This window comes from Pseudoxanthobacter sp. (assembly GCF_036822375.1).
Taxonomy (GTDB): Bacteria; Pseudomonadota; Alphaproteobacteria; order Rhizobiales; family Segnochrobactraceae; genus Pseudoxanthobacter.
This window is the reverse complement of the sequence record NZ_DAISHT010000109.1, coordinates 1-11507: the sequence shown is the minus strand read 5'-3', so window position 1 is coordinate 11507 and position 11507 is coordinate 1. Positions and strand designations below refer to the sequence as shown.

Here is an 11507-nt window from a genome sequence, read left to right as displayed (position 1 = left end):
CGGTGTCCTTCTGCAGGCTGATGAAATCGTTGAGCAGCGGCGGAATGATGCGCCGCACCGCCTGCGGCACCACCACATAGCGCAGCGTCTGGGCATAGGAGAGGCCGAGCGAGCGGGCCGCCGCCGTCTGGCTCTGGTGGATGGAATCGATGCCGGCGCGATAAACCTCGGCCACATAGGCGCCGTAGGTCAGCGTCAGCGCAAGAATGGCATACCACGCCTGCGGCATGTCGCGGATCAGCGGCAGGCCCGTCAGCGGCAGGCCGAACCCGACGAGATAGATGGTGATGATCGCCGGCAGGCCGCGGAACACGTCGGTATAGACGGTCGCCAGCCAGCGGATCGGCCGTCCGGCCTCGCCGGGAAGCGTACGGGCGATGGCGATGACCAGCCCCCACACCAGCACCGCCACTTCCGCCACGAGGAAGATGTACACGTTCATCCAGAACGCGCCGGCGACCAGCGAGAACGACGAGGTGATGAGGCCGAGATCGAAGAAGGTGTGCGCCACCGCCGCGTTGTTGGCGACGACGAAATAGCCGAGCGCACTCAGCACCGCCACCGAGACCGACCAGCCGGCGGCGCACCACGCCGCCTCCTGCGCCGCCGCACCCAGCGTGCGCGCCGCGATCAGGTCGCCGGCCGCATTGCTGACTGCCGCACGCCGCGAGCGGCCGAGGCCGCGCGCCGCCGGCAGGGCCAGGAAGGCTGCCCCGACGCCGGCCACGAACAGGAAGCCATCCACGGCGGCCGAGCCGTAGCCCGCTTTCACCACCGTGCTGCGGATGGCCAGAAGCGTCGCCACGGCCGCCACGAAGGCGGCGGCGGCGACGACCGCTGCGACCACGGTCAGGACCGGATAGGTCCGGGCGGGAGAGGGCGCGCGCCAGCGATCACCGCGCGCCGCCCCCTTTTCGGTGGTGGCCGTCACCGTCATGATGTTTCAGCCGCTCCCGACGATCAGGGCTTGAAGGTCGGGATCGTGGTCGGGTCGATACCCCAGGCATCGGTGAGATACTTGGAGGCGAGCTTCTTGGTGGTGCCGTCGTCGATCAGGCTGGTGAGAATCTCGTTCAGCACCTTCGCGTTGGGCGAACCCTTCGGATAGATCGCACCATAGGTCTCGCCGGTGTTGTACTGGCCGATGACCTTGAACTTGCCGCCGGAAACCGCAGCCTGACCGAGCACGATGGCGGTATCGGTCATGGCGGCGTCGATCTGGCCGGCCATCAGCGCGGTGAACATCGACGGGGTATCCGGGAACACCTTGGCCGCCTTCGACGGCTTCAGCACGGTGTCGACGAAGGTCGCGCCGGTGGTGCCCTGCTGAACGCCGATCTGGGCATCCTTCATGGTCGCAGCGTCGAGCGCGGTGCCGTCCTTCACCAGCACGCCGACATCCGACGAGAAGTAGGGCACCGAGAAATCGACGACCTTCTTGCGCTCATCCGTGATGGAGATCTGCGACAGCGCCAGATCGAAATCCTTGGTCTGGCCGGCGACCAGGGCGTCCCACGCCACGTTCTTCACGCCCACCTTATCGAGGCCGGCCCGCCAGGCGATGTTGGCGCCGAGGCAGTATTCGTAGCCGTCCTTGATGGTCTCCGGGGTGTCGCCGTTCCACCAGCCGGGCGCCGGCAGGTTCACCTCGACCGTGAGCTGGCCGGGAATGGCGGGGGTGAGGGGAAACTGCCCCTTGGTGCCCGTCACCTCGCAGTTGCCGATCATCTCGGCAGAGGCAGAGCCCGTGGCCAGCGCGCCGGCGGCGGCAGCAAGGGCAAGGGTCAGGGCGAAGCGCCGTCGGAAGGCGTTTTTCATCGGCAGGACCTCTGATCGTGTACAGCCCGCGGGCACGGGGCCGCTCTCATCCGGAAGGTTGTGCAGGGATGCTAGACCGATTGCAGCCCCCGCGCCACCGCCGCGTTCACCGAATTCCACCGTATCTGCATGTCTTTTCGCCGCGCCCAATCATGCGGCAGAAAGCGCGATCGCGGCAACGAGGCGGCCATAATCGGCCTCGCCGCGGTGGGTGGTGCGGCGGAACGAGAAGAAGCGCTGCTCGTCGGCATAGGTGCACAGCCCCACGTCGCCGGCGCGCCCCACCCCGGCCGCGACCAGCCGGCGGCCGATATAAGCCGGCAGATCGAACAGCGCATGGTCCTCACGGCCGGACGGGCGGAAGAAGACATCGTTCTGCGGATCGGCCGCGCGGAAGCGGGCGACGAATTCCGGCCCCACTTCATAGGCAGCCTGCGAGATGGTCGGCCCCAGCACGGCGACGACGTTCGCCCGGTCGGCGCCTTCCGCCTCCATGGCCGCAAGGGTGGCCTCGATCACCCCGCCGAAGGCGCCCTTCCAGCCGGCATGGGCGGCGCCGACGACGCCGGCCGCGGCATCGGCAAACAGCAGCGGCCCGCAATCGGCCGCCGAAACGCCGATGGCGATGCCCGGCCGCCGGCACACCAGCGCATCGGCCTGCGGCCCTTCGCCGGGCGCCCAGACCGTATCGACCACATGCACCGTGGGGGAGTGGATCTGGTAGGCGGTGACAAAGTTGGCCGGCTCGACACCCAGCGCCCGGGCGACGCGCGCGCGGTTCTCCAGCACCGCGGCGCGGTCGTCGGAAGAGCCGAGCCCGGTGTTGAGGCTGGCATAGAGCCCGGAGGAAACGCCGCCCTCGCGGGTGAAGAAGCCGTGGCGGATGCCGGCAAGCCCGGCCAGTTCTTCGGCAACGATCATCGCGCTTGTCCCGTCTTCCCGAAGGCGCCCTCAGAGGGCGCCGCTAAAGCCCGGCAGGTCCGGCGTGGCGATCCCGGCCCGCGTGACCGCCATCACCTTGAAGAGCCGGCCCATCTGCTCCGGCCCGGCCAGCCGCTCCACGGCAGCGCGCAGTTCGTCCTGCACCGCCGCCGTCTTGCCGGCCCCCAGCTGGCCGGCCCGCTCCAGAAGACCGGTGCGGATCAGGAAGGTGCCCTGCTCCACCGGCCCGTGCACGCGCGCGCCCGCGGCCTGCGCGGCACGGGCCAGCGCGCCGAAATCGACATGGGCCGTCAGGTCGGCCTCGCCGGGGGTTGCCAGCGGATCGACCATGCGATGGGCCTTCAGCGCCTGAAAGGTATCGCCGACGGCGCTCTGCACATGACCGTAGTCGATGATGAGGGCCATGCCGCCGAAGGCGACGATGCGGCGGGCGATTTCGCCCATCAGCGCCGTCGCCGGGGCGCAGGTTTCCAGCACGGCGCCGTCGTCGTGCGGGTGCAGATGCGCGGGCAGGCCGTCGTGGCCGAGCACGCCGGCGCCGATGCCGAAGGCGAGCTCCCCCTCCGGCCCGAGCCCCACCACACGCTCGCGCCACACCCCGTCCGCGGCCACGAACTGGCGCACCGGCAGCGCGTCGAAGAACTCGTTGGCGACCAGCAGCAGCGGCCCGTCGGGCAGCCCGGCAAGGCTGTCGTGCCAGTGCGCCTCAAGGCCGAACGGCGCCACGGCGCGGGCCTGCGCGGCGCGCAGCACCGGGCTCACCTCCACGAAACGCAGATCGGCCGCCGCCAGCAGGCCGGGCACCAGCCGCAGCACACGGACGATATCGGCCATCAGCGTGCCGCGGCCGGGGCCGGGCTCGGCCAGCACGAACGGCTGCGGCCGCCCGGCAAGCTGCCAGCCGTGCGCCAGCACCGCCCCCACCAGTTCGCCGAACATCTGCGAGACTTCCGGCGCGGTGATGAAATCGCCCGCCGTGCCGAACGGATCGCGCGTCACATAATAGCCGCCGGCCGGGTCGGACAGGCACAGGGCCATGTAATCGGCCACCGTCATCGGCCCTTCGGCGCGGATGCGCGCGCGGATGCGGTCTGCCAGATCGTCGTGAACGCGGCTCACGGTCACACCCGGCCCCCGGCCGCAGGCCGGCGCAGCGCCCAGACAATGGCGGCCCCGCCGGCGATCACCATCGGCAGCGACAGGAGCATGCCCATCGTCAGTCCGCCGGCCAGAAAGCCGATCTGGATATCCGGCATGCGGAAGAACTCCGACACGATGCGGGCCAGACCGTAGCCGGCCGCAAAGGTGCCCGCCGTCAGGCCCGGCCGCTGCAGCCCCTTCAGGCGATGGGTGACGAAGCGCACGACGAGGAACAGCACGAGGCCTTCCAGCCCCGCCTCATAGAGCTGGCTCGGGTGGCGCGGCTCCGGCCCCGCATAGGGAAACACGATCGCCCATGCCACGTCGGCCGGCCGGCCCCACAATTCGCCGTTGATGAAATTGGCAATGCGGCCGAAGAACAGCCCGAACGGCGCCGCCGCGCCGGCCAGATCGAACAGCGTCCACATGCGGATGCCGCGCGTGCGCGCGAACAGCACCATGGCCACGACGACACCGGCAAACCCGCCGTGGAACGACATGCCGCCGCCCCAGATGACCGGGATTTCCCACGGGTTGGCAAAGAAATAAGCCGGATTATAGAACAGCACATAGCCGATGCGGCCGCCGAGGATGATGCCGAGGGTGGCCCACAGCACGAAATCGTCGATCACCGCCGGCTGAGGATGGGGCGTGCCCGCCCACAGCGCCGGGTTCGCCAGCAGGCGCTTCATATACCACCAGCCCAGCACGATGCCGGCGATGTAGGCCAGCGCATACCAGCGGATGGCAAACGGGCCGACCTCGATCAGGACGGGATCGATTGCCGGAAAAGGCAGCGCAAACAGCATGGCAGGTCAGTTCCGTGGGGCGGCGCGGCGCAAAGCGGGGCCGCCGGGCCGCAGACGTCTTCACGGGATATTGGAATTCGGCGCCCGCGCCAACGGCAAATCGGCCGCCGCGCCGCCCGCCCACCTCAGACGAGGTGGCGCAGGGCCACATAAAGCAGCGCCGACAGCACGATGGCCGCCGGCAGCGTCAGCACCCACGCCAGCGCCAGATTGCGCACGGTGCGCATCTGCAGGCCCGAGCCGTTGGCCGCCATGGTGCCGGCCACGCCCGACGACAGCACATGGGTGGTGGAAACCGGCAGGCCGAACATGTCGGCGGCGCCGATGGTCGTCATAGCCACCAGTTCCGCCGAGGCGCCCTGCGCATAGGTGAGGTGCGACTTGCCGATCTTCTCGCCGACCGTCACCACGATGCGCCGCCAGCCGACCATGGTTCCGAGGCCGAGCGCGATGGCCACCGCCACCTTGACCCACAGCGGGATATATTTGGTGGCATGGTCGAAGGCCCTGCCCAGCGCCTGCAGGCTGGCGCGCGTCTCGGCATTGAAGCCGGTGGGATTGGTCTTCAGCAGAAGCGTGATCGACTGCGCGGCAAGATACATGTCGTTGCGCATGTTGCGCGCCTCGCTCGCCGGCAGGCGGTCGAAGGCGCTGTCGGTGCTGGCGAGGGTCGTCACATCGGCAATCACGGCCGACAGCGCCGGCACCACCGCGGGCTCGTAGGTGTGGCGCGCGATGTAGGCGGAAAGCACGGCGCGCGGGTCCTGCGGGCGCGGGGCGCTGCCGAAATAGCCCTGCAGCGAACTCTGCGTCACGAGCGACAGGGCGCGGAACTGCGCCACCTGCGCCGGATCGATGGTGCGGTTCAGCGCATAGGCCGTCGGCACGATACCGATCAGAATGAGCATGATGAGGCCCATGCCCTTCTGCCCGTCGTTGGAACCGTGGGCGAACGAAACGCCGGTACAGGTCAGAACCAGCAGGCTGCGGATCCACCAGGGCGGCGGGCGGTTGCCCTCCGGCTCGCGGTAGAGCGCCGGATTGCGCAGGGTGAGGCGCGCCACCAGCAGCAGCAGCGCGGCCGCCACGAAGCCCACCACCGGCGAGATCAGCAGCGACCAGCCGACCTTGGCGGCCTGCGACCAGTCCACCCCCGCCGTGGCGCCCGCCCCCTGCATGAGCTGATGGGCGATGCCGACGCCGATGATGGAGCCGATGAGGGTGTGGGAGGACGAGGCCGGAAGGCCCAGATACCAGGTGCCGAGGTTCCACAGGATCGCCGCGATCAGCAGCGCGAACACCATCGACATGCCGGCCGAGGAACCGACCTGCAGAATCAGCTCCACCGGCAGCAGCGTGATGATGGAATAGGCCACCGCGCCGCTGGACAGCATGACGCCGACGAAATTCCACACCCCCGACCACACCACGGCGAAGTGCGGCTTCAGCGAGTTGGTGTAGATCACGGTGGCCACCGCGTTGGCGGTGTCGTGAAAACCGTTCACGAACTCGAAGCCCAGCGCCACGATCAGCGCGAGGCCGAGCAGCAGATAGGGCACCAGCGCCAGCGGCGCGGTGCCGGTGGCCGCCATGTCGGCGGCGATCGACCAGACCGAGTAGGCCAGCCCGCCGACCAGCAGCACCAGAAACAGCGCGACACCGACGCGCGAGGGCTTGCGGTCGAACCGGCGGCCGGTGTGGCCGGCCGCAGCGCCATGGCCGGATGCGGCGCGGTGGCTGCCGCGCCGGGCCGCATGTTTGGGTGCCGGCGTGGCCTCCGCCGTCCGGTCGGCCTGCGCGCTCTGGCTTGCCTCGGTCGTCGGCTCGCCCTGTCTGGTCGGGGCCTGCATCGGAAAATCCGGGTTATGACGACCGCGCCATGCGGTCATGCGGTCTTGTGAGGCGGCAACGGGCCGTCGCAGTCGCCGGCGGCTGTCATATGCCGCGCGGGCCTTGTGCCGGAGAGACCGGGAAAACGGGCGTTTATCCTGTCAGTCCGGCGGCGTCGCGCGATCCAGAGCATTGTCATATGACAGTCATGTGACATCCGGCACCCGGCCGATCGCCGCGCCCCTCAGCCGCCCGCCACCCATGCGGCCATCAGGTGATGGGCGATGGCGAAGGGTTTCGGCCCCGTCAGCCCTTCGGGGTGGGTGCCCTCCAGCATCGCGCGCACCTCATCGCGGGAGAACCAGCGGCAGTCCTCCAGTTCCGCGTCGTCGCGGCGGATGTCGCGGGTCAGCGCCTCGCCGAGGCAGCCGATCATGAGGGAGGCGGGAAACGGCCAGGGCTGGCTGGCGAGATAGCGCACGCGCCCGACGCGGATGTGGCTTTCCTCGCGCACCTCGCGGCGCACCGCGTCCTCGATGGTTTCGCCCGGCTCGATGAAGCCGGCGAGACAGGAGTACATGCCCGGCGCGAAGCGCGCCTGCCGGCCCAGCACGCAGCGTTCGTCGTCCACCACCAGCATGATCGCCACCGGATCGGTGCGGGGAAAGTGATGGGCGCCGCAGGCCGGGCAGTCGCGCCGGTAACCGCCCTCGGTGAGCCGGGTCGCATTGCCGCACACCGAGCAGAAGCGGTGGCTCTGGTGCCAGTAGACGAGGCTGCGGGCCTGCGCCAGCAGGCCCTGCTCGTCGGGGGCGAGCCGCCCTTCGGAGGCGAGCGAGCGGGTATCGGCCGTCGCCTCGCCAAGCTGCGCGGCTTCCTCCAGCGTGAAGGGCACGGCGAAGCGCCCCTGCCCGTCCTCCAGCCCCAGGAACACCGCCTCTTCCAGCGTGCGGCCAAGGCTGCGGGCCAGCGCCGCCGGCCGCACGATGACCGGCGGATCGCCGGCCACCGCCACATGGTCCGCCGCCACCAGCACCACGCCGGTCTCGGGCTGCTGCCAAAGCGCCTCGATCCACGCCGCATCGTGGCGGCGCTCGGCGGTCCGGTCGGTGCGGGTGCGGCCGTAGCCGGTCAGACGGGAAAGGTCGACCGGCGGAAAATCGATCGGAGCCATGGCAACACCATCGCGGAGGCGGGAAACGGACGGGTGAAGAGAGGACGAAGCCGGGAGGAGGCCGCGGACAGGCCCCGCGGGCCTGCGGCACGCACCCGGCGCCGGCAAGGCAAACGCCGCGCCGGCGCAGCCGTCAAGCAAAAAACCGGGCCCGGCAGGCCGCAAGGCAGACGGCAAGGCAGATGACGCCGGAGCACCCGGCCGGGACACCGGACCCGCAAGCCCGGCCCGGCGCGGCGCCCCGGAACTCGGCCGAGCCGTGACGGGCTGGCCGTGAGGGTTGATCCTGAGGGCCGACTGCGACGGACGGGCCGGCTGTGACGGGCCCATCACGAGGGCGGCCCCGTGGCAGGCAAAACCCGAATGCCGCCGGGGCTGTCGCCCACGCCGCCTGCTGCCGTGCGGCCGGCGGCCGCTCAGTCTTCCTCGCCGAAACGGCCGGCGACGAGGGCGGCCACGGCATCGAGCGCCGCATCGGCCTCGCGGCCTTCGGCGGCCACCGAGATGCAGCAGCCGCGCGCGGCCCCCAGCATCAGCAGCCCCATGATGGAGGTGCCGCCGACGCTCTGGCCATCGCGGCTGACGGTGATGACGGCATCGAATTCCTCGGCAAGACGGGCGAACTTGGCCGACGCGCGGGCATGAAGCCCGCGACGGTTCACGATGACGAGTTCACGGGCGTTGCTGGGCACCCTGCCGCCTCCCCCGCACCGGCCTCAGCGCTGACCCGCCAGCACCTGACTGGCGACGCTGATATATTTCTGACCGGCCTTGCGGGCTTCGTCCACGGCGGCGGCAAGATCGAGATCGCTGCGCACGGAGGCCAGCTTCACCAGCATCGGCAGATTGACGCCGGCAATCACCTCCACGCCGCCACGGTCCATCACCGAGATGGCGAGGTTGGAGGGCGTGCCGCCGAACATGTCGGTGAGCAGCACGACGCCCGCGCCGGTCGAGACCCGCCCGACGGCATCGACGATATCGCGGCGACGGGCCTCGACATCGTCTTCCGGACCGATCGACACGGTCTCCACCTGGGCCTGAGGCCCGACCACGTGCTCCATGGCCGATTTCAGTTCTTCGGCGAGGCGGCCGTGCGTGACCAGGACGAGACCGATCATGGCGTCTCCGCAACACAGTACCGGCTCCGCGCCCGGCTGCGCCCGGCCCGATCCGCCGCCGGAGCGGCAATGCGGGGCCGAGGCCGGCCGTCGGGGGGACGGGCCGGTCGGTCAACATTTCGTCAGCTTGGCCGCGACTGCAAGCAAAAAAGCCCGGCCGCGCGGGGTTATTGTGGATCAGAAGGATGCCATGTGGCCAAAGGCACAGGCCGGATTGCCGAGCGCCGCCAGCACCAGCCCGGCCGCCGCGGCCGAGCGGCGCGGGGCGGCCAGCCGCGCAACCGTCACCGCCGCCAGCACAACCCGGCGTTCCGCCGGGGCCGGCACCCGCGGCACATCCGCGGCCGCGACGAGGTCCACCACCAGCCCCAGCACCGCCGCCGGCTCGAACGCGCAGGCCACCACGCCAAGGCCGCGCCGCTCGGCGAAGCCGGCCAGCGCCGGTTCGCCCGCCACGATCAGCCGCCCCCCGGCCGGCGCCAGCCGCACCCGGTCGTCGCCGATGAGAATGGCAAAGCCGCCGCGCGCGCAGACCGTTTCGATCAGGTCCAGCGCCAGCGTCGTCTTGCCCGCGCCGGACGGGCCGCGGATGAGCACGCCGGTCTCGCCCACGGCCAGCGCCGTGCCGTGCAGCGCCACCGGCACCGCGCTCACCGCTCGTCCGCCGGAATGCGCACCACGAAGCGGGCGCCCAGCACCGGGCGCACCCCGTCGGCGTCCTCCGGTCCGAAGCGGTTCTCCGCCAGAATGGTGCCGTTGTGGGCCTCCACGATCTGCTTGGAAATCGACAGGCCGAGGCCGGAATTGTTGCCGAAGCCCTCGCTCTCCGGCCGGTCGGTATAGAAGCGCTCGAAGATGCGGTCCTGCAGGTCGGGGCGGATGCCGGGGCCCTCGTCCTCCACGCTCACCTCGACATCCGGGCCGCTGCGGCGCACCGCGACATGAACGGTGCCGCCCGGCGGCGAGAACGAGCGGGCATTGTCGATGAGATTGGTGAACACCTGACCGAGCCGGCTGTCGTGACCGACCACGGCATAGGGCCGCGAGCCCGTGCGGGCCGGCGCGACGGTGAGCGCGATCTTCAGGCTGCCATCCTTGACGAGCCCGCTCTGCACCGCCACCACCGCATCGAGCACAGCGGCCAGATCGACGATGCTGGCATCGCCGCGGGCGAGTTCGGCATCGAGCCGCGAGGCATCGGAGATATCCGAGATCAGGCGGTTGAGGCGGCGCACGTCGTGATGGATGATATCCATCAGCCGCGCCCGCGAGGCATCGTTTCTGGCCAGCGGCAGCGTTTCCACCGCGCTCTTCAGCGAGGTGAGCGGGTTTTTCAGCTCGTGCGCCACGTCGGCGGCAAAAGCCTCGATGGCGTCCATGCGCTTGTAGAGCGCACTGGTCATGTCGCGCAGCGCCCGCGCCAGATGGCCGATCTCGTCGTGGCGGTCGGAAAAGTCGGGAATTTCCTCGCGCGCCTTCACCCCGCGCCGCACCCGGTCGGCGGCGTTGGCCAGACGGCGCATGGGGCCGGCGATGGTGCCGGCCATCAGCACCGACAGAATCATCGACACCGCCAGCAGCACCGCGAACACCCGCAGGATGCCAAGCCGCTCCGCCCGCAGGATGGCCTCGATATCGCCGCCCTGCGTAGAGAGCATCAGCACGCCCAGCACGCCGCGCGCGCGCTGGATGGGCACGGCAACGGAAACCACGATCTCGCCGCCGGTGGTGACGCGCACGATGCTGGCCGGGGCGCCGCCGAGCGCCCGCTCAACCTCCGGATACCCGCGCCCGTTGGTGCCGGAAAGCTCGTGATAGGTCGGCAGCTCGCCGCGCAGCACCCAGCCCTTGAGCCGCTCCCACGCGCGCTCGACCACGCCGCGCTGCGGCCCGGCCGGCTCCGCCTCGTCGGATTTCAGGATCTGGCCGCGCGAATAGAGATAGCGCGAATCGAGCAGCAGCACGCCCTCGCGGTCATAGATGCGCGCGCGCGTTTTGGTGGGCGAGATCAGGCGCTGAAGAATGGGCGCCACCCGCTCCGGGTTGATGGGAAAATCCAGCGACTGCAGGCTGTCGTCGCTCTGCGCCGGCGCCTCGCCGGCCTGCATCTGCAGCAGCCGGTCGGGATCGACGGTGATGGTGTTGGTGTCGACGCTGGCCGAGCCGGCAATGGCCGCGGCGATGATCTCGCCCTGCGTGAGCAGGCTTTCCACCCGCGCATCGATGAGGCCGGCGCGGAACTGGTTGAGATAGAGAATGCCCGCCACCAGCGCCACCAGCGCGGCGACGTTGAGAAAGACGATGCGCCGGGTGAGCGAGGAGAACAGGTGCGCGCCGATGGACCGCTGCACCCGGCTGAACAGCCGCAGGAACGCCCGGCGCGACAGAAAGCGCCGGCGCGGACGCCGCGGCGCCCGCCCGCTGCCCGCACCGCGGACGGCGGCAGGCGCCGGACTGCCTTGCTGCGGCGGGTTTTTCCCCCGCTCCTGCGCCGTCTCGCTCACGCGCCTTCACCCCGCTGCCCGGTCCGGCCTGAGACCGCCGGCCCGCCCTGCGGCGCCGCTCACGCTTCCTTGAAGCGATAGCCCACGCCGTAGAGGGTTTCGATCATGTCGAAGTCGTCGTCCACCATCTTGAACTTCTTGCGCAGCCGCTTGATGTGGCTGTCGATGG

General features: G+C 70.3%; 12 protein-coding genes. All 12 read right to left on the bottom strand.

From position 1 onward, the window contains the following. Positions 1-937, bottom strand: a 937-nt coding sequence (locus V7067_RS11190) for an amino acid ABC transporter permease (protein ID WP_334175983.1), incomplete at its 3' end; no start/stop codon positions are given. A gap of 23 nt (positions 938-960) precedes the next feature. Beyond that, the gene (locus V7067_RS11185) at positions 961-1818 is read right to left on the bottom strand and encodes an ABC transporter substrate-binding protein (protein ID WP_334175982.1); all 858 of its coding nucleotides are present in this window, start codon (positions 1816-1818) and stop codon (positions 961-963) included. Positions 1819-1968: 150 nt separating this feature from the next. Further along, complete coding sequence (pgeF, locus tag V7067_RS11180) at positions 1969-2739, bottom strand: peptidoglycan editing factor PgeF (RefSeq protein ID WP_334175981.1); 771 nt, start codon at positions 2737-2739, stop codon at positions 1969-1971. Between the two features lie 30 nt (positions 2740-2769). Further along, positions 2770-3879: an SAM-dependent methyltransferase gene (locus tag V7067_RS11175; RefSeq protein WP_334175980.1), complete on the bottom strand. Its 1110-nt coding sequence runs from the start codon at positions 3877-3879 to the stop codon at positions 2770-2772. A gap of 2 nt (positions 3880-3881) precedes the next feature. Continuing rightward, entirely contained in the window at positions 3882-4709 is an 828-nt protein-coding gene (lgt, locus tag V7067_RS11170) for a prolipoprotein diacylglyceryl transferase (protein WP_334175979.1), read from the bottom strand. 125 nt (positions 4710-4834) lie between these two features. Continuing rightward, entirely contained in the window at positions 4835-6559 is a 1725-nt protein-coding gene (locus V7067_RS11165) for an inorganic phosphate transporter (protein WP_334175978.1), read from the bottom strand. Between the two features lie 224 nt (positions 6560-6783). Then, positions 6784-7713 (bottom strand): NAD(+) diphosphatase, encoded by a 930-nt coding sequence (nudC, locus tag V7067_RS11160; protein WP_334175977.1) that lies wholly within the window; start codon positions 7711-7713, stop codon positions 6784-6786. A gap of 416 nt (positions 7714-8129) precedes the next feature. After that, complete coding sequence (locus V7067_RS11155; RefSeq protein ID WP_334175976.1) at positions 8130-8405, bottom strand: HPr family phosphocarrier protein; 276 nt, start codon at positions 8403-8405, stop codon at positions 8130-8132. A 24-nt stretch (positions 8406-8429) separates the two neighbouring features. Continuing rightward, entirely contained in the window at positions 8430-8834 is a 405-nt protein-coding gene (locus V7067_RS11150) for a PTS sugar transporter subunit IIA (RefSeq protein ID WP_334175975.1), read from the bottom strand. Positions 8835-9011: 177 nt separating this feature from the next. Next, a complete protein-coding gene (locus V7067_RS11145; RefSeq protein ID WP_334175974.1) occupies positions 9012-9488 on the bottom strand; it encodes a hypothetical protein in 477 nt (158 codons plus the stop codon). Continuing rightward, on the bottom strand, positions 9485-11203 hold the full coding sequence (locus V7067_RS11140; protein ID WP_334175985.1) for a sensor histidine kinase: 1719 nt from the start codon (positions 11201-11203) through the stop codon (positions 9485-9487). Before V7067_RS11140 ends, V7067_RS11145 begins: the two co-directional genes overlap by 4 nt. A gap of 194 nt (positions 11204-11397) precedes the next feature. Next, positions 11398-11507: helix-turn-helix domain-containing protein (locus V7067_RS11135; RefSeq protein WP_334175984.1), on the bottom strand; the 110-nt coding region annotated here is incomplete at its 5' end.

Bases quoted from the DNA above. Each gene is read 5' to 3' on its own strand.
- lgt (WP_334175979.1), bottom strand. From the start codon at position 4,709: ATGCTGTTTGCGCTGCCTTTTCCGGCAATCGATCCCGTCCTGATCGAG.
- V7067_RS11185 (WP_334175982.1), bottom strand. From the start codon at position 1,818: ATGAAAAACGCCTTCCGACGGCGCTTCGCCCTGACCCTTGCCCTTGCT.
- V7067_RS11165 (WP_334175978.1), bottom strand. From the start codon at position 6,559: ATGCAGGCCCCGACCAGACAGGGCGAGCCGACGACCGAGGCAAGCCAG.
- nudC (WP_334175977.1), bottom strand. From the start codon at position 7,713: ATGGCTCCGATCGATTTTCCGCCGGTCGACCTTTCCCGTCTGACCGGC.
- V7067_RS11150 (WP_334175975.1), bottom strand. From the start codon at position 8,834: ATGATCGGTCTCGTCCTGGTCACGCACGGCCGCCTCGCCGAAGAACTG.
- pgeF (WP_334175981.1), bottom strand. From the start codon at position 2,739: ATGATCGTTGCCGAAGAACTGGCCGGGCTTGCCGGCATCCGCCACGGC.